16 protein-coding genes are annotated in these 16,878 nt (G+C 59.6%); 13 read left to right on the top strand and 3 right to left on the bottom strand.

The genetic code is table 11. The annotated features are described in order from the left end of the window. Positions 1-126 precede the first annotated feature (126 nt). Both NDJ82_RS16450 and NDJ82_RS16445 read left to right on the top strand, forming a co-directional pair. Positions 127-2,391 (top strand): putative bifunctional diguanylate cyclase/phosphodiesterase, encoded by a 2,265-nt coding sequence (locus tag NDJ82_RS16450; protein ID WP_250925869.1) that lies wholly within the window; start codon positions 127-129, stop codon positions 2,389-2,391. A gap of 203 nt (positions 2,392-2,594) precedes the next feature. Next, a complete protein-coding gene (locus tag NDJ82_RS16445; protein ID WP_158876249.1) occupies positions 2,595-4,790 on the top strand; it encodes a hypothetical protein in 2,196 nt (731 codons plus the stop codon). Positions 4,791-4,826: 36 nt separating this feature from the next. Here NDJ82_RS16445 and NDJ82_RS16440 read toward each other — a convergent pair whose 3' ends face one another. Together NDJ82_RS16440 and NDJ82_RS16435 are read right to left on the bottom strand one after the other, a co-directional pair. Then, positions 4,827-5,918, bottom strand: a complete 1,092-nt coding sequence (locus NDJ82_RS16440; protein ID WP_158876250.1) for a hypothetical protein — start codon at positions 5,916-5,918, stop codon at positions 4,827-4,829. 257 nt (positions 5,919-6,175) lie between these two features. Further along, positions 6,176-6,481 (bottom strand): DUF2288 domain-containing protein, encoded by a 306-nt coding sequence (locus tag NDJ82_RS16435; protein WP_250925868.1) that lies wholly within the window; start codon positions 6,479-6,481, stop codon positions 6,176-6,178. A 341-nt stretch (positions 6,482-6,822) separates the two neighbouring features. Between NDJ82_RS16435 and NDJ82_RS16430 the strand changes: the two genes are divergently transcribed. The 9 genes from NDJ82_RS16430 to NDJ82_RS16390 all read left to right on the top strand — a co-directional run bounded on the left by NDJ82_RS16430 (position 6,823) and on the right by NDJ82_RS16390 (position 14,455). After that, on the top strand, positions 6,823-7,950 hold the full coding sequence (locus tag NDJ82_RS16430; RefSeq protein ID WP_099583308.1) for a branched-chain amino acid ABC transporter substrate-binding protein: 1,128 nt from the start codon (positions 6,823-6,825) through the stop codon (positions 7,948-7,950). A 229-nt stretch (positions 7,951-8,179) separates the two neighbouring features. Continuing rightward, positions 8,180-9,103, top strand: coding sequence for a high-affinity branched-chain amino acid ABC transporter permease LivH (gene livH / locus NDJ82_RS16425; RefSeq protein WP_025855194.1), 924 nt, complete (start codon positions 8,180-8,182; stop codon positions 9,101-9,103). After that, on the top strand, positions 9,100-10,353 hold the full coding sequence (locus tag NDJ82_RS16420; RefSeq protein WP_099583309.1) for a high-affinity branched-chain amino acid ABC transporter permease LivM: 1,254 nt from the start codon (positions 9,100-9,102) through the stop codon (positions 10,351-10,353). Before livH ends, NDJ82_RS16420 begins: the two co-directional genes overlap by 4 nt. Further along, positions 10,350-11,117 carry a high-affinity branched-chain amino acid ABC transporter ATP-binding protein LivG gene (livG, locus tag NDJ82_RS16415; protein WP_012722652.1) on the top strand — a complete coding sequence of 256 codons (768 nt, stop codon included), beginning with the start codon at positions 10,350-10,352 and terminating at the stop codon, positions 11,115-11,117. The genes NDJ82_RS16420 and livG overlap by 4 nt, the downstream gene beginning before the upstream one ends. 1 nt (position 11,118) lies before the next feature. Continuing rightward, positions 11,119-11,820, top strand: coding sequence for an ABC transporter ATP-binding protein (locus NDJ82_RS16410; protein WP_078731918.1), 702 nt, complete (start codon positions 11,119-11,121; stop codon positions 11,818-11,820). 181 nt (positions 11,821-12,001) lie between these two features. Next, the gene (locus tag NDJ82_RS16405) at positions 12,002-12,298 is read left to right on the top strand and encodes a BufA1 family periplasmic bufferin-type metallophore (protein ID WP_112193901.1); all 297 of its coding nucleotides are present in this window, start codon (positions 12,002-12,004) and stop codon (positions 12,296-12,298) included. A 23-nt stretch (positions 12,299-12,321) separates the two neighbouring features. Beyond that, positions 12,322-13,200 (top strand): MNIO family bufferin maturase, encoded by an 879-nt coding sequence (gene bufB, locus NDJ82_RS16400; RefSeq protein WP_158876254.1) that lies wholly within the window; start codon positions 12,322-12,324, stop codon positions 13,198-13,200. Next, on the top strand, positions 13,197-13,973 hold the full coding sequence (locus tag NDJ82_RS16395; protein ID WP_250925867.1) for an HvfC/BufC N-terminal domain-containing protein: 777 nt from the start codon (positions 13,197-13,199) through the stop codon (positions 13,971-13,973). Before bufB ends, NDJ82_RS16395 begins: the two co-directional genes overlap by 4 nt. Beyond that, the gene (locus tag NDJ82_RS16390; RefSeq protein ID WP_099583314.1) at positions 13,970-14,455 is read left to right on the top strand and encodes a DoxX family protein; all 486 of its coding nucleotides are present in this window, start codon (positions 13,970-13,972) and stop codon (positions 14,453-14,455) included. Before NDJ82_RS16395 ends, NDJ82_RS16390 begins: the two co-directional genes overlap by 4 nt. On the opposite strand, the gene NDJ82_RS16385 is transcribed toward NDJ82_RS16390, so the two are convergent. Continuing rightward, entirely contained in the window at positions 14,452-15,360 is a 909-nt protein-coding gene (locus NDJ82_RS16385; RefSeq protein WP_112193897.1) for a LysR family transcriptional regulator, read from the bottom strand. The genes NDJ82_RS16390 and NDJ82_RS16385 overlap by 4 nt on opposite strands. A 103-nt stretch (positions 15,361-15,463) precedes the next feature. Here NDJ82_RS16385 and NDJ82_RS16380 point away from each other — a divergent pair, with 103 nt between their 5' ends. Continuing rightward, positions 15,464-16,063 carry a short chain dehydrogenase gene (locus NDJ82_RS16380; protein ID WP_250925866.1) on the top strand — a complete coding sequence of 200 codons (600 nt, stop codon included), beginning with the start codon at positions 15,464-15,466 and terminating at the stop codon, positions 16,061-16,063. A gap of 95 nt (positions 16,064-16,158) precedes the next feature. Continuing rightward, entirely contained in the window at positions 16,159-16,830 is a 672-nt protein-coding gene (locus NDJ82_RS16375) for a COG3650 family protein (RefSeq protein WP_112193893.1), read from the top strand. The last annotated feature ends 48 nt before the right edge of the window (positions 16,831-16,878 follow it).

Here is a 16,878-nt window from a genome sequence, read left to right as displayed (position 1 = left end):
TGAGCGGCATGCCAAAATCATTGAGAGCAAAGTGCCATTATCCCTGGCAAATCCTTCGAGGCTTCTATACTCGACCTCATAGGTCACTGCCGTAGGCTGTGACGTGACGCTATGACAGGACATGCTATGGAATGGCTGGGTCTGCACTTCTTTACCGACCTTCCAGAGAACGGGCACTTATTACTCAATTGCAGTCATAACCCTTTCCTGGTGCTACTGGCCTACCTGGTCGCCTGTGCGGCGGGGTTCGGCACGCTGGACATGGCCGAACGCGTTGGCCATGTCGAAGACCCCACCGCGCGCCGCCACTGGCGCTGGCTGGGTGCCGGATGCCTGGCGGGTGGCATCTGGTCCACCCACTTCATCAGCATGCTGGCCTTCCAGGCGCCCATTGCCATTCACTACGAACTGATCACCACGTTCGCGTCGCTGCTGATCGCCCTGATCGCCTCATTGTTCGCCATGAAAACCCTCAGTCATACCAATGTGCGCTTGCACCAGTACCTGCAGGCGTCGGTGTGGATGGGGTTTGGCATCACCTTGATGCACTACGTCGGCATGTCGGCCATGCACTCCCAGGCTCAGATGTACTTCGAGTCGGGGCTGTTCTTTGCGTCCCTGGGCATCGCCATGGGCGCCAGCCTGGCGGCGTTGTTGCTGTCCAGCTACCTGCGCACCGGCGCCGGGGTCTTTCATCAACTGCTCAAATACGCCGCCAGCCTGGTGCTGGGCGCGGGCATTCTGAGCATGCATTTTACCGGCATGGCGGCGATGCGACTGATTGTGCCCACGGGCGCCGACCTTTCGTTGACGCAGGACAACAACCCCATCCAACTGGGTCTGTCGGTCGCCGTGATCACCTTGCTGGTGATCGGCAGCAGCATCAGCGCGGCCCTGGCGGACAAGAAGCTGCAACACAAGGAGCGCGACCTGCGACGGGTCAACGCGCTGCTCAGCGAACTGGACCAGGCACGTGCCTCCCTGCAACAGGTGGCCCATTACGACGCCCTGACCAGCCTGCTCAATCGCCGGGGTTTCAATCAGATCTTTGCGGAAAAAATCGCCGAAAAGACCGCGTCAAACGGCATGATGGCGGTTATTTTCCTGGACATCGACCACTTCAAGCGCATCAACGACAGCCTCGGCCATGACGCCGGCGATCAATTGCTCACCGTACTCGCCAGCCATATCAAAGGCTCGGTGCGCAGCCATGCAGACGTGGTCGCCCGGTTTGGCGGCGATGAGTTCTGCATCCTGATCAGCGTCCACCACCGCGACGAAGCGCGGCACCTGGCCCAGCGCATCATGCAGAAAATGAAAGAGCCCATCGAACTGGCCGGCCGGCGCATGGTAATGACCACCAGCATCGGCATCAGCCTGTTTCCCGATGACGGCGCGACCTGCGAAGAGCTGCTGAAGACCGCCGACCTGGCGCTGTACCAGTCCAAAGAAACGGGACGTAACAGTCTGAACTTCTTCAGCTCCAACCTGAAAACCAGGGCCTTCCTCGAACTGCAATTGGAAGAAGAACTGCGCAGCGCCCTGCGCGCCCAGAACCAACTGGTGCTGTTCTACCAACCGATCTTTGACATGAAACTGGGCAAGGTCACGCGCCTGGAAGCCTTGGTGCGCTGGCAACATCCGCAACATGGGCTGCTGGCCCCGGACCGGTTTATCGGCATTGCCGAAAGCAACGGGCTGATCGCCGACCTCGACCACTGGGTACTGCGCCAGGCCTGCCACGACTTGAGCCTGCTCTGCGACCGAGGCTATACCGACCTGACCATGACGGTGAATTGCTCGGCCCTGAACCTGGCCCGCGATGAACTGGCGGACGAAATCGAAGACGCCCTGCGCTTCAGCGGAATCGGCGCCAACCGCCTGGAACTGGAAGTGACTGAAAATGCGCTGATGGGCAACATCAGCAGCACCCTGGCGCTGTTGCGGCAAATCCGGGCGCTGGGTGTGTCGCTGTCCATCGACGACTTCGGCACCGGCTACTCCTCCCTCGCCTACCTCAAGCGCCTGCCGCTCAACACCTTGAAGATCGATCGTTCGTTTATCCAGGACATTCCCAAGTCGGCGACCGATATCGAAATCGTCCAGGCGATCATCGGCATGGCCCATACCCTGCACCTGCACGTGGTGACCGAAGGCGTGGAAACCCAGGCCCAGTTCGACTTGCTGCTCAAGCACGGCTGTGATTACGTCCAGGGCTACCTGCTGAGCCCGGCGGTGCCCGCCAGCGACATCATCGGCGTGATGCAGGGTATCGATATGCGCAACCCGCTCAATCCGTTGAGTGGCACGGCGGCCAAGGACACCAGCCCGCCGAAAGAACCGTCCCCGGCGCGCTCAGGCCCCCCTTCCATCGTCAGGCCAATTCGCTGACGCCGAAACTTTGGCATTTCGCCATCATTTATCTCAAGATTCCCGACAAACGGCCGATTCATCAGAGTCCGGCCAGGTTTGTCCTGAGAACACAGGGTCAAACCCGATTATCCCGGACAAGGACGCACTGCAAAGTCGCGAACTCCCACTCCGTGATGGCCGTTTTATTCTTTTCAGCCATCCGCCCAGGCACATGGCGCACCATGACTTCTAAAAATAACTCTGCCACCGTGGTATCCGACGTGTTGCCCACAGCTCCTGCGGAAAAATCCTCAGGTTCAAAGTCATCGAGCAGCGCCCGCCCGCTGTCCACCCAGCAATACCTGTACTTCACCGAGACCAATACCGACCGCATCCTCGATAACCTCGACGGCCTGCGCGACATGGTGTTCCCGCGCCCGCCTCAGTTGGAAATGGACGGCGAGCAGCGCAGCGAGCAGGAATTCCCCTCGGTGTGCCTGATCGGCCTGGGGCGCTGCGGTTCGAACATTGCGCTGGACGTGGCGGAGTTGGTGTACAACGCGCGCAAGTTCTACCTGAACGAGTTCAGCAACGAAGATAAGCTTCAATTTAAAAAGAGCCATCAGGACAAGGGTTACAGCCCCACCCAGTGGATCCGCAACAACCTGCGCCTGGGCGGCGGCAAAGCCAGCAAGCCGGTGTTCCTGGTGGAACCATTGGTGATGCTCGGCGACCTGGACAAGGACATTGCCGGGCGTATCCGCTTCTCGCGCAAGAGCGAAAAAAGCGGCTTCCTGCGCGACTACAGCAAGATGAAAATCATGGACCTGTCGGAAGTCCATGCCGGCGGCGCCGGTAATGCGCCGATCCTCGGCCAGTACCTGGCCAAGATCATCCTCAATAAAGACACCCAGCGTTTTTCCAGCCCTGACTGGAAGATGATCCACTCGTACCTGATCGACTCCTGCGGTATCAAGGCCAACCAGTCGCGCCTGTATTTTTCGATCTTCAGCGCCGGTGGCGGCACCGGCTCGGGCATGGCCTCGGAATTCGGCCTGGCCCAGCAGCACTCGTACATGAACAAGACGTTCGACACCAAGCCCGCCGACGAGCACGACAGCAAGAGCGGCCACGCTTTCGTCTTCGAACCGATCTTCACCAGCGGCATTTGCGTGCTGCCGAATATTTCCGATCACCGCAGCGAAATGTCCGAAGCGTTGCACATCAATGCCGGACGGCTGCTGTGCAAATACCTGTCGGAAGAGTGGGACTTCTCGTACAACTTCGACAACGAGGACAGCAGCGAAGCCAGTGTGAAGGGGCGTATCCGTCCGTGGAACGCGATGATGCTGATCTCCAACGACATCATGCGTTACGCCGAAGAAAGCGATGACGGCAACATCCAGAACATTGACGTCAATGCCATGGAAAAACACGCCAACCAGTACATCTCCCAACAGATCTTCAACATCCTCACCGCCCAGGCCGTGACCACCGACTACGACCAGAACTACTTCCGTCGCGCCGGCATCGACATCGGCGAAACCATCCGCCTGGACGCCAACGACCTGTTCATGAGCCTGGCCGGCCCGGTGGCGATTGCCTACGCCGAGTCCGTGGTCCCGGAAACCCCGGCGCCGTCGAATGACAAGTTCAAAGTCTTCGAAAAAGAGCCGCAACGCCTGAACATCGACGACCTGTTCTTCCGCTCCATCGACCTGCCGCACTTCAACAAAGTCACCCAGGCCATCGAAGGCATCAGCTTGTTGCCGATCGAGTCCAAGCGCTACAAGGCGTCCCTGGAGCAGTACAAGAACTCCGGCTATGACGCGGCGGCGCTGCACGACCTGCACTTCTTCAAGAACTGCTCGTCGGTGGTGTCCATCGTCTCGCTGCCCAAGGACTACAAGCTGTCCTATATGGACCTGAACCGGCTCAAGACCCACCTCAACAGCCTGTTCCCCAACACCACCCTCAAGCGCTATGCCCTGGTGATCGGCGCCTCGGCCAACCTGTCGCTGACCACCTTGATCGCCAAGAGCCCGTGCCTGTCGGATGACTTCCTGACGCTGATCGTGGCCTTTATCAAACGCTGCTTCGCACGCAACCCGTACCGCTTCGACGACACCCTGGACAACTCGATCCTGGACTTCATCATCCACGAGGACTTCGACGAAGACCGGATCGACGAGTTGCTCAACGAGTTTGAAAACCCGGCGAAGATCCTCGACACCAACTGGTACGCGATCAAGCCGATGTATGAAAAGAAGTACCGCGAGTTGATCAACGACAAAGACAAGTTCGTGTCGATCAATGACATTCGTCTGTCACGGGACTGTGTGAAGAAAGCGATCAAGTACCTGCGCGAGATCTACCGTCACCGCATCGGCAAGACCAAGGTAATTTCGTTGAACAACCACACCGGCAAAACCGCCTAGCACTGTGCGACGGCGCCGCGTGGCGCCGTCGCAACCTCAGTGCGTCATGCGTTGGCGCAGGAACGCGATGATGGTCTTTTCGTCAGCGCGCTTGGCAGGCCGGGGGAAATGCTTCGGCCAGCCGGCGTCTTTCGCACCGAAAAAGCGCTTCTGCTCGGCCTCATTCCAGCTGCGAATCTCCCGCGATGCCGATTCCCACCAGCCATGTCGGCACACGTCGTAGTACGGATGCTCAGGTGCCGAACTGCCGTAGAGCAAATCGCGGCCGACCTTTTTGACGTGTTTGCGCTGATTGCGCAGCTTCCATTTGATACGCAGCCGCTGCCAGGGCGACGGCACGGGTTTGACCTGCGGCACATCCAGGCAACGCGCTACCAACTCGGGGCCGAATACCTCACCGTGCAGCGTGAAGAAGTGCGCCTGCATGGCATGGAAGAAGCGCTTGTCGGCAAAGTAGTGATGCACGAACTTGCGCGCCTCGCGCACCTTCTGATCGCGCATCGCAAAGGAAATCGCGATTTGCTCGATGGTGTGGATATCGAACGTGTGCTGGGTCCACTCGTCGATCAGGCGGATAGACGCTTCGAGCAGCGGCGCATCACTGGCGCGCACACCGCACAGGCCACTGTTGTAGAGCTTGAAGCTGTTATCGGCACAGATGCCGTGGGCCTGTAGGTGTTCGCCCAGCTTGAGGTAGTCCGCACGCTGACAGACGTAACTCCAGTCGTACTCGAAGCCATCCATCACGTACTGGCCCGGCTCGATCAGCTCGAACACACGATGGGGGGATTTGAGGAACAGGGTGTCGGTGTCGACAAACAGGGTTTTGTCCGCCAGCGTCAGCCCGTGGGCAATCGCGCAGGCCTTGCGGCGGTGGGTATAGCCGTTCTCACCCTGCCATTGGGTCAGGGTCTGTTCATCCAGGCTGATGGTTTCAACCGGCCAGCCGAGGTAGTCCTGGGGGCGATCGGTCATGACCCGAATGCACAACGACTCGCCCGCTTTCAGCTGGGACAAGGCGGTGAGGATGCTGAATTTGGCTTCGCGCCGATAAACGTCCTGATTACCGTAGATAAGGTAAAGCAGTTGGTGCGAGGGCTTGGCTAAAGGGGGCAGCGCTGACGGCATAACTAGCTCCGGGTAACAAGCGACGAACTTTACCGGAATTCACCGCTTCCTACGGAATGTTCTGACCTCCGACTTCCATCTATTAACACCGAGAAACAATTCTCCCAGCCGTTCGCCCACGGGAAAACTGTTCCCATGACGCGCACGTCACCCTGAGCTGTGACCTTTCTTCACGGCAACATGCCATCACGTCGATTGCGGTTACTCGGCTACACACTTTTGCAGCGGGATTACGCGCACCATTTTGGTGCCAACAGCTATTGCGCCGCCCTTTCCTGGATCAGTATCCACGGCGAAACCACCACCGCCCACAAGCCAGGGTCACGCGCCACAAGGTCCAATGCCCGCGTTGCAGACACTTCGCCCAGGCTGCCCGAGGCCAGCCAGGCAGCGACTTTGTCACGGTTGTCCTCGGCCATTCCCTCGGCGGCTTCGATCAAATCCAGACCGGCGTCGACCCACAATAGGGCACCCTTGGCAAAGAACGGCTCAAGCTCCTTCCAGGAAATTTCGGCCGTTTCACCGAGCAGCTTGGCATAGAGGGTGCTAGGTTCTTGCGTCATGGGAATTCACCTTGGGAAAAAATCGGCGCAATCATAACGTCGCGGCCAAGCTAGAAAAACCCAGTTGCAAATGAGTCATCGATAGAAAGTGTCAGGAAAGCCAAGGATTGCCCGAAACTCTGGCATCACCCCGCCGCAATTCTGTCTTTTTCTTTCATTAAAGCGACACACCCGGCTTTTGCCCCCAGCAGCCAGCTTTTCAAGCGATGAATCGGCGCTCTACACTGTACCGGTACAGTTGCCAGGGCACTGCCGGGGGGATATCCGAGATATCTGATCCGGTTCTGCAGCTCACAAGGCCGCTAGAACTATAAAAAATACAACAGTAAGAGTGGAGCACTATGAATAAGGCTACTAAGCAGATTTCCAAACTGTTTGCCGCTATGGTCCTGGCTGGGGTTGCCGGCCATTCGTTCGCAGCTGACACCATCAAGATCGGCATCGCCGGTCCGAAGACGGGTCCTGTAACGCAATACGGCGACATGCAATTCATGGGTGCCAAGCAGGCAATCGCCGACATCAACGCCAAAGGCGGCGTCGACGGCAAAATGCTTGAAGCCAAGGAATACGACGACGCTTGCGATCCTAAACAAGCCGTGGCCGTGGCCAACAAAGTGGTCAACGACGGCGTCAAGTTCGTGGTCGGTCACCTCTGCTCCAGCTCCACTCAGCCAGCGTCCGACATCTATGAAGACGAAGGCGTGATCATGATCACCCCGGCGGCCACCAGCCCGGAAATCACTTCCCGTGGCTATAAGCTGGTGTTCCGCACCATCGGCCTGGACAGCGCCCAAGGCCCGGCGGCCGGCAACTACATTGCCGACCACGTGAAGCCAAAAGTCGTTGCAGTCATCCACGACAAGCAGCAATACGGTGAAGGCATCGCCACCGCCGTTAAACAGACTCTCGAGAAGAAAGGCGTGAAAGTTGCCCTCTTCGAAGGTATCAACGCTGGCGACAAGGACTTCGGCTCGCTGATCCAGAAGCTCAAGCAAGCCAACGTCGACTTCGTCTACTACGGTGGCTACCACCCTGAGCTGGGCCTGATCCTGCGCCAAGCCAAGGAAAAAGGCGTGAACGCCAAGTTCATGGGCCCTGAAGGCGTCGGCAACGACTCCATCTCGCAAATCGCCCAGAACGCTTCCGAAGGTCTGCTGGTGACCCTGCCGAAGTCTTTCGACACCGATCCAGCCAACAAGGCCATTGTTGAAGAGTTCACCAAGAACAAGCAGGACCCAACCGGTCCGTTCGTGTTCCCGGCCTACTCGGCTGTTGAAGTGATCGCCGGTGGTATCGCCGCCGCGAAGAGCGATGACACCGCCAAAGTGGCTGCTGCCATCCACGCAGGCACCTTCAAGACCCCTACCGGCGAGCTGAGCTTCGACGCCAAGGGCGACCTGAAGGACTTCAAGTTCGTGGTCTACGAATGGCACTTCGGCAAACCTAAAACCGAAGTTTCCCCTCAGTAAGCCAGGCGTTACTGGTCCAACAAGCCCACTGTGAGAGCAGTGGGCTTTGTTTTACGAGGTTTATGGGCCTGTCACCCGCGATCCGGGCGCTGGCTCACCTGAAAATCTTAAAACCGTCACCAGCGGTTCGCTGGCAAACGCTTTGTGCAAATGTGCTCACAGAACACAGCACAGGGCCGGAACATGACTCCACCAGTGAAATGCGTATCGGGTTTTTAGGAGCGCTGTAATGCCTGAGATCTATCATTTTTTCCAAACGCTGGTTAACGGTATGACCGTTGGCAGCACCTATGCCTTGATAGCCATTGGCTACACAATGGTTTACGGCATCATTGGAATGATCAACTTCGCCCATGGCGAGGTGTACATGATTGGTTCCTACGTGGCCTTCATCGCCCTTGCCGGGCTGGCCATGATGGGTATCCACTCCCTGCCGCTGTTGATGACCGCTGCGTTCCTCGCGTCGATCATCGTGACCAGTGCCTATGGCTACAGTATCGAGCGTGTTGCCTACCGTCCCTTGCGTGGCAGCAACCGCCTGATCCCGCTGATTTCCGCCATCGGCATGTCGATTTTCCTGCAGAACACCGTACTGCTGTCCCAGGACTCCAAGGACAAGTCCATTCCCAACCTGATCCCGGGGAGCTTCTCCTTCGGCCCGGGTGGCGCACAAGAAGTGCTGATTTCGTACATGCAGGTCCTGGTTTTCGTCGTCACCCTGGTGGCGATGCTGGGCTTGACCCTGTTCATCTCCCGCTCCCGTCTGGGGCGCGCCTGCCGGGCCTGCGCCGAAGACATCAAGATGGCCAACCTGCTGGGCATCAACACCAACAACATCATCGCCCTGACCTTCGTGATCGGTGCCGCGCTGGCCGCTGTTGCGGCGGTGCTGCTGAGCATGCAGTACGGCGTGATCAACCCCAACGCCGGTTTCCTGGTAGGGCTCAAGGCCTTTACCGCGGCGGTATTGGGCGGCATCGGCAGTATCCCGGGCGCGATGCTCGGCGGGCTGGTGCTGGGTGTGGCCGAGGCGTTTGGTGCCGATATCTTCGGCGACCAATACAAGGACGTCGTCGCGTTCGGCCTGTTGGTTCTGGTGCTGTTGTTCCGTCCGACCGGCATCCTGGGCCGTCCGGAGGTTGAGAAAGTATGAGCAGATATCTTAAATCGGCGTTTTTCAGCGCCTTGCTGGTATGGGCCGTGGCCTTTCCGGTACTCGGCCTCAAGCTGAGCATTGTCGGCATCAACCTGGAAGTGCATGGCACCGGTCCCGTGACCCTGACCATCATTGCCCTGTGCTCGGTGCTGATGTTCCTGCGCGTGCTGTTCAGCGATCAGGTCGGTGCCTTGCTCAAGCGCAACCGCGGCCCGTTGGTATCGCCCAAGGTCAGCCAATTCCTGACCCTGCCGCGCACCCAGCGCTACATCATCATCGGCCTGATCGTGGCCGCGTTGATCTGGCCGTTCTTCGGCTCGCGCGGGGCGGTGGATATCGCTACCCTGATTCTGATCTACGTGCTGCTGGGCCTGGGCCTGAACATCGTGGTGGGCCTCGCCGGCCTGCTCGATCTGGGCTATGTGGGCTTCTACGCCGTGGGTGCCTACACCTACGCGCTGCTCTCGCACTACCTGGGCTGGAGTTTCTGGATCTGCCTGCCGCTGGCCGGCATGGCGGCGGCCACGTTCGGCTTCCTGCTGGGCTTCCCGGTGCTGCGCCTGCGCGGTGACTACCTGGCCATCGTGACGTTGGGCTTCGGGGAAATCATCCGCCTGTTCCTGCGTAACCTCACGGACATCACCGGCGGCCCCAACGGCATCAGCAGCATCCCCAAGCCAACGTTCTTCGGGCTGTCGTTCGACCGCACCGCCGCCGAGGGCATGCAGACTTTCCACGAGTACTTCGGGATTGCCTACAACCCGGTGAGCAAAGTGGTGTTCCTGTACCTGGTTGCGCTGTTGCTGGCGCTGGCAGCACTGTTCGTGATCAACCGCTTGCTGCGCATGCCGATTGGCCGTGCATGGGAAGCGCTGCGCGAAGATGAGATCGCCTGCCGCGCCCTGGGCCTGAACCCGACCATCATCAAGCTCTCCGCCTTCACCCTCGGTGCCGCGTTCGCCGGTTTCGCCGGCAGCTTCTTTGCTGCGCGCCAAGGCCTGGTCACCCCGGAGTCGTTCACCTTTATCGAATCGGCGATCATCCTCGCCATCGTGGTTCTGGGTGGCATGGGCTCGCAACTGGGCGTGATCCTGGCGGCAATCGTGATGATCCTGCTGCCGGAAATGATGCGTGAGTTCAGCGAATACCGCATGTTGATGTTCGGCGCCATGATGGTGCTGATGATGATCTGGCGCCCTCAAGGTCTGCTGCCCATGCAACGTCCACACATGGAGCTGCGCAAATGAGCCGCGAGATCCTGAAAGTCGAAAATCTGAGCATGCGCTTTGGCGGTTTGCTGGCGGTCAACGGCGTGGCCCTGACCGTCAAGGAGAAACAGGTAGTGGCATTGATCGGCCCCAACGGCGCCGGCAAGACCACAGTGTTCAACTGCCTCACCGGCTTCTACAAGCCGAGCGGTGGCAGCATCCTGCTGGACGGTCAGCCGATCCAGGGTTTGGCCGGCCACGAGATCGCCCGCAAGGGCGTGGTGCGTACCTTCCAGAACGTGCGGTTGTTCAAGGACATGACGGCGGTCGAGAACCTGTTGATCGCCCAACACCGTCACCTGAACACCAACTTCTTTGCAGGCCTGTTCAAGACCCCGGCGTTCCGCAAAAGCGAGCGCGAGGCCATGGAGTATGCGGAGTACTGGCTGGACAAGGTCAACTTGACCGAGTTCGCCAACCGCCCTGCCGGCACCCTGGCCTATGGTCAGCAACGTCGCCTGGAAATCGCCCGCTGCATGATGACCCGCCCGCGGATCCTCATGCTCGACGAACCAGCGGCCGGCCTGAACCCCAAGGAAACCGAAGACCTCAAGGCGCTGATCGGCGTGCTGCGTGAGGAAAACAACGCCACGGTGCTGTTGATCGAACACGACATGAAACTGGTCATGAGCATTTCCGACCACATCGTGGTAATCAACCAGGGCACGCCGCTGGCCGACGGGACGCCGGAGCAGATCCGCGACAATCCTGAAGTGATCAAAGCCTATTTGGGGGAAGCGTAAAATGCTGCAATTCGAAAACGTTTCCACTTTCTACGGCAAGATCCAGGCCCTGCACAGCGTCAATGTGGAAGTGCGCCAGGGTGAAATCGTGACCCTGATCGGCGCCAACGGCGCCGGCAAGTCCACCTTGCTGATGACCTTGTGCGGTTCACCCCAGGCCCACAGCGGCAGCATCCGCTACATGGGTGAAGAGCTGGTGGGCCAGGAGTCGTCGCACATCATGCGCAAGAGCATCGCCGTAGTGCCGGAAGGCCGCCGCGTGTTCTCGCGCCTGACCGTCGAAGAGAACCTCGCCATGGGCGGGTTCTTCACCGACAAGGGCGACTACCAGGAGCAGATGGACAAGGTGCTGCACCTGTTTCCAAGGCTCAAGGAACGCTTCAGCCAGCGCGGCGGCACCATGTCCGGCGGCGAGCAGCAAATGCTCGCCATCGGCCGGGCGCTGATGAGCAAGCCCAAGCTGCTGCTGCTGGACGAACCGTCCCTGGGCCTGGCACCGATCATCATCCAGCAGATTTTCGACATCATCGAACAGCTGCGCAAAGACGGTGTGACCGTGTTTTTGGTGGAACAGAACGCCAACCAGGCGCTGAAAATCGCCGACCGCGCCTATGTATTGGAAAACGGTCGGGTGGTGATGCAGGGCACGGGTGAGCAGTTGCTGACCGATCCGAAGGTACGGGAAGCGTACCTGGGCGGCTAAGAGACGGTTGCTGAATAAACCGGATCTAAATGTGGGAGGGAGCTCGCCCCCTCCCACATTTGTTTCGCGTGATCCCTGAATAATTATTTTCGATCCGCATGTAACGAACTCAGCCCTCCCCTCTCTAGTGGTGCATGCAGGCACTCAAGCCTGCCCACACGACCACTACTGGAGATACACCATGACCACCAAACTGTCCGCCTCCGCCCTCATCCTGGCCCTGGGTTCCGCCTTGAGCCTGTCCGCCCTGACCACAACCGCCCATGCCGCCGACGACATGCAGAAATGCTTCGGCGTCGCAGAAGCCGGCAAAAACGATTGCGCCGCAGGCGCGGGCACTTCCTGTGCGGGCACGTCGAAAACCAAGGATCAGGCCAACGCCTGGAAACTGGTCCCCGCCGGCACCTGCACCCAAACCCCAAGCTCTACCTCGCCGACCGGCTTCGGCCAGGAAGCGGCCTTCACCGCCAAGTCCTGAAACCCTGCATAGCCTGAGTACGGATGATGACGCTTTCCACTCTGCACAAGGTCTCAACGGCTCAGGCACCCGGCCTTCCTTCCAGGGCCGGGCTGGGGCTCAAGAGCGAGCACTTCAACGAGGTGCTCCAGACCCTTCCCGATATCGGTTTTTTTGAAGTGCACGCCGAGAACTACATGGTCGCCGGCGGCCCTTTCCATCATTACCTGGGGTTGATTCGCCAACAGTACCCGCTGTCGCTGCATGGCGTGGGCCTGTCCATCGGCGGCGAAGGCCCGCTCAACCGTGAGCACCTGGCACGGCTTGCGGCGCTGATCGAACGCTACCAACCCCACTCTTTTTCCGAACACCTGGCCTGGTCCAGCCACGGCCCGGTGTTTCTCAATGACTTGCTGCCCCTGGCCTACGACGCCAGCACCCTGAACCGGGTCTGCGAACACGTCGATCAGGTGCAGAGCGCCCTCAAGCGGCCGATGTTGCTGGAGAATCCATCGACCTACCTGCAGTTCGAGCGCTCCACCCTGGACGAGACCGACTTCATCAGCGAGATCATCCGCCGTACCGGCTGCGGCTTGCTGTTGGACGTGAACAACGTCTACGTGTCATGTATCAATCACCAACGCAACCCGCTGGCCTACATCGACGCCCTGCCGTTGCACGCCGTGGGCGAGATTCATCTGGCAGGTTTTGCCGAAGACACCGACAGCCTGGGTGATCGCCTGCTGATAGATGACCACGGTGCCCCCATCGACAACAGGGTATGGCAGCTTTACGAGCAGGTGCTCACACGCACGGGCCCGGTCGCCACCCTGATTGAGCGTGACAACCAAGTGCCTGCCTTCAACGTGTTGCACGCTGAAGCCCATCAGGCCGAACGTTATTTATCCAAGGTCCGCCCATGAGCCTTCACGACGCATTCACCAGCGCCTTGCTGGCGCCCGATCAGCCCTGCCCGGACGGCCTTTTCAGCAGTAACGGCGCCGACCCGGCCAGTCGTTTTACGGTGTATCGCAACAATGTCCACAGTGCACTGATCAATGCACTGGCCACGGCGTACCCCGTAACGGTGCGCCTGGTAGGTGATGATTTTTTCCGCGCAATGGCCAGCGTTTACGTCCAGGCTTCACCACCCGACAGCCCGTTGATGAGCGACTACGGCAGCACATTTGCCGACTTCATCCAGGGTTTTGAACCCGCCGCCAGCGTGCCTTACCTGGCCGATGTGGCCCGCTTGGAACGCCTGCGGGTTCGTGCCTATCACGCAGCGGATACGCCGTCGGTGAATCAGCAGGCCGTACTACAACACCTGCAGGCCCAAACGGCGCTGGGCGCATTACGCCTGCAACTGCACCCATCCCTCGCCACGTTGAACTGCGCCTACGCCGTGGTCGCAGTTTGGGCGGCGCACCAGACCGAGGGCGCCCTGGCCAGCCTTGATCCCTGGCAGGCACAAAGTGCACTGGTGCTGCGCCACGGACTGAGCGTCAAGGTCTTCGCCATCGACGGCGGCTCGGTCGCGTTTATCAATAGCCTGAACCACGGCGCTGCATTGGAAACGGCCGTGGCAGACGCCCTTGAAGCCTGCGCCGAATTTGACCTGCACCAATGTCTGTCACTGCTGATCAACCACGACGCCATCACTCACCTGCTCCCAGAACAAAAGGTATCGCCATGAACACCACCCCTTCGTGCCTCATCAGACGGGCCATCGCGCTTTTCGAGAAAATCCCCTACAGCCTGATCGCGTTTATTGCGCGGTTTTCCATTGCAGCCGTGTTCTGGAAATCCGGGCAAACCAAGGTCGAAGGTTTCGCGATCGACCTGATCAGCGGCACGTTCCAGCTGGGCGAACCGAAACTCGCCGCGTCGACATTGCCGCTGTTTCGCAGTGAGTACCACGTGCCGTTGTTGTCGCCGGAAGTGGCCGCGCACATGGCGGCGTTTGCCGAGCACTTTTTCCCGGTGCTGATATTGGTGGGGTTCGCTACGCGGTTCTCGGCCCTGGCCTTGATCGGCATGACGTTGGTTATTCAGCTGTTTGTGTACCCGGACGCCTACCCTACCCACGGCACTTGGCTTGCCTTGTTGTTGCTGTTGGTTGCCAAGGGTCCAGGCTGTTTTTCCATCGACCACTTGATTGCCCGCCGCTCCCGTTAAAGCCGATCCAGCGCCTCGCCGCTGCGCTTGAACCAGTCCACCAAGTAGTCAGCCAGTACCTGGGTACGCCTGGGCAGGCCACCTTGATAAGGGTGAACCAGGTACATCGGCAGGCTTCGCGTCTGGTAATCGCGCAGGAGCCAGCGCAATCGGCCGTCAGCCAATTCCGAGTGCAGTACGTAGGACGGCAGCCGGGCGATTCCGGCACCGACCAGCGCGGCCTTCTTCAACAGGTTGTAGTGGTTGGACGCGAACGTGCCACTCACCCTGACCCGCAACAACTCGTGCTGCTGGTGATACAGCCATTCCTCACGACCGCTGTAGTGGCTATTGAGCAAGCAGGTATGCGCCGCAAGATCCGCCGGGGTCAGTGGTTCGCCGTGCTGTTCCAGATAGGCGGGGCTGGCGCAGGTCATCTCATGCCAGGCCAGCAAAGGTTTGGCCACCAGACGCTCGTTTTCGATCGCCCCCGAACGCACCCCCAAGTCAAAACCGTCCCGCGCCAGGTCTCGGTAGCTGTTGTTGAGCTCAAGCTCGATCTGCACCTGGGGGTACTGCCTGGAAAACTCCAGCAACAAGCCATCGAAGAAGGTTTCGCCTAATGAAACGGGAACGGTCATACGCACCGGCCCGGCCAGATCGTCCTTGAGCCGCGCCAATGCCTGACGCGCACGTTCTACTTGCACCACCAATGCCTGGGCCTGCGGCAGCAACGCCGCGCCAGCGGCCGTCAGGCTGAGCTTGCGTGTGGTGCGGTGCAACAACACAACGGAAAACTGTGCCTCCAACTGGGAGATGCGCTTGGACAACTGGCCTTTGCTGCAGCCCAGCTGTTCGGCCGCCACGGTAAAGCTGCCCGCTTCGATCAGTACGGCAAAGGCCGCCAGGTCATCCATCTCGCTCATGGATTGTTTCCATTTGAAAACCAAAGGTTGCCTATTAGCACGTTTATCCGCTTGAAAAGCCACTCTAGACTGAACCTTCACTTACCCCTGGAGGAACTGCACCATGAAAATCCTATTGATTGGCGCCAGCGGCACCGTCGGTACAGCCATTAAGGCCGAACTGGCGCAGCGTCATGACGTGATCAGCATCGGCCGCAGCAGCGGCGACTTCCAGGTGGATATCAGCGACAGTGCCTCGATCCGCACGCTGTTCGAGCAGACCGGCAAGTTCGACGCCCTGGTCTGTGCCGCTGGCAGTGTGAATTTTGTGGCGCTGGGGGACATGAGCGATAGCGACTTTGAACTGGGCCTGCGTGACAAGCTGATGGGCCAGGTCAACCTGCTGCTGATTGGCCGTGAATACGCCAACGACGCAGGCTCGTTCACCTTCACCAGCGGCATTCTCAACCGCGATCCGATTCGTACTGGCGCCTCGGCCGCATTGGTCAACGGTGCAATCGACGCCTTTGTGAAGGCCGCCGCCATTGAATTGCCCCGGGGCCTGCGGATCAACTCCGTCAGCCCCACGGTACTGGTGGAAGCCATGGGCAGCTACGCGCCGTATTTCCGTGGCTATAAACCGGTTCCGGGCGCTGATGTGGCATTGGCCTACGCAAAAAGCGTGGAAGGCTTGCAGACCGGCCAGACCTTTATCGTAGGCTGAATTCTACGCCTGTCAGAAATGGCTGAAGCTGGCGGCCGGGCTTGTGATGCATCGCCAGCCTGCGTAACGTGGCGGCACTTGTCTGGAGACCCCTTATGCGTGCCGTCCGTAACCTCGCCCTGTTTGCCTTGCTTCCCCTGTTCGCCGCTTGCCAGATGTTCGAAAGCGAGCCGGCGAAGCCCTCTCTCGCGGGGCTGACCCGCATGCAGGGTGAACTCACAGCCGTCGGTGGCAAACTCTTGTTCCAGCCGTGCAACGACAAACGCAACTATGTGATCAACGACACCGGTGGCACCAGCATCCTGCAGGAAGCGGCCTCCCTGGCCGGTCAGCAGGGTGCATTGTTTGCCGACCTGCGCGGCAAGTTCTCCGGCGTTGCCAGCGGCACTCAGGGCAGTGTGGACCTGCAACAACTCTATCGCGTAGAACGCTCGACCGCCGCCTGCGACGACCCGGACTTCAAGCGCATGACCCTGCGCGCCAACGGCCACAAGCCCGCCTGGGCGATGAACGTCACCGCGAAGGGCATGGTGCTTGAGCGCGAAGGCCAGCCGCCACTCGCGGTGCCGTATGTAGAGGAGCAGATCGGTGACGGTCGCTTCAACCTGATGACCGAAGCCAACAACCAGCACGTCGAGCTGTGGGTGGCCCCGCAACGCTGCGTGGACAGCGTCAGTGGCAGCCTGCAACACATGACCGCTGAATTGCGGATCAACGGTCAAGTCCAGCGTGGCTGCGCGGCTTTCGGTGGTTCGCGGGACGATTGATCGCATCCTGCACTTTTTAGCATGACGGGAAACCACGGTTGGGGCTTA

Origin of the sequence: Pseudomonas sp. SR18 (genome assembly GCF_023701505.1) — a bacterium.
Lineage (GTDB): Bacteria > Pseudomonadota > Gammaproteobacteria > Pseudomonadales > Pseudomonadaceae > Aquipseudomonas > Aquipseudomonas cyclaminis.
The sequence above is the reverse complement of the archived record's forward strand: the minus strand, read 5'-3'. Positions and strand labels throughout refer to the sequence as shown.

What these genes read in the sequence shown, in the direction of transcription:
- livH (WP_025855194.1), top strand. Translation starts at nt 8,180, where the DNA reads ATGCCTGAGATCTATCATTTTTTCCAAACGCTGGTTAACGGTATGACC.
- NDJ82_RS16450 (WP_250925869.1), top strand. Translation starts at nt 127, where the DNA reads ATGGAATGGCTGGGTCTGCACTTCTTTACCGACCTTCCAGAGAACGGG.
- NDJ82_RS16380 (WP_250925866.1), top strand. Translation starts at nt 15,464, where the DNA reads ATGAAAATCCTATTGATTGGCGCCAGCGGCACCGTCGGTACAGCCATT.
- NDJ82_RS16410 (WP_078731918.1), top strand. Translation starts at nt 11,119, where the DNA reads ATGCTGCAATTCGAAAACGTTTCCACTTTCTACGGCAAGATCCAGGCC.
- NDJ82_RS16405 (WP_112193901.1), top strand. Translation starts at nt 12,002, where the DNA reads ATGACCACCAAACTGTCCGCCTCCGCCCTCATCCTGGCCCTGGGTTCC.
- NDJ82_RS16435 (WP_250925868.1), bottom strand. Translation starts at nt 6,481, where the DNA reads ATGACGCAAGAACCTAGCACCCTCTATGCCAAGCTGCTCGGTGAAACG.
- NDJ82_RS16390 (WP_099583314.1), top strand. Translation starts at nt 13,970, where the DNA reads ATGAACACCACCCCTTCGTGCCTCATCAGACGGGCCATCGCGCTTTTC.
- NDJ82_RS16395 (WP_250925867.1), top strand. Translation starts at nt 13,197, where the DNA reads ATGAGCCTTCACGACGCATTCACCAGCGCCTTGCTGGCGCCCGATCAG.
- NDJ82_RS16420 (WP_099583309.1), top strand. Translation starts at nt 9,100, where the DNA reads ATGAGCAGATATCTTAAATCGGCGTTTTTCAGCGCCTTGCTGGTATGG.
- NDJ82_RS16375 (WP_112193893.1), top strand. Translation starts at nt 16,159, where the DNA reads ATGCGTGCCGTCCGTAACCTCGCCCTGTTTGCCTTGCTTCCCCTGTTC.
- NDJ82_RS16430 (WP_099583308.1), top strand. Translation starts at nt 6,823, where the DNA reads ATGAATAAGGCTACTAAGCAGATTTCCAAACTGTTTGCCGCTATGGTC.
- NDJ82_RS16385 (WP_112193897.1), bottom strand. Translation starts at nt 15,360, where the DNA reads ATGAGCGAGATGGATGACCTGGCGGCCTTTGCCGTACTGATCGAAGCG.
- bufB (WP_158876254.1), top strand. Translation starts at nt 12,322, where the DNA reads ATGATGACGCTTTCCACTCTGCACAAGGTCTCAACGGCTCAGGCACCC.
- livG (WP_012722652.1), top strand. Translation starts at nt 10,350, where the DNA reads ATGAGCCGCGAGATCCTGAAAGTCGAAAATCTGAGCATGCGCTTTGGC.
- NDJ82_RS16445 (WP_158876249.1), top strand. Translation starts at nt 2,595, where the DNA reads ATGACTTCTAAAAATAACTCTGCCACCGTGGTATCCGACGTGTTGCCC.
- NDJ82_RS16440 (WP_158876250.1), bottom strand. Translation starts at nt 5,918, where the DNA reads ATGCCGTCAGCGCTGCCCCCTTTAGCCAAGCCCTCGCACCAACTGCTT.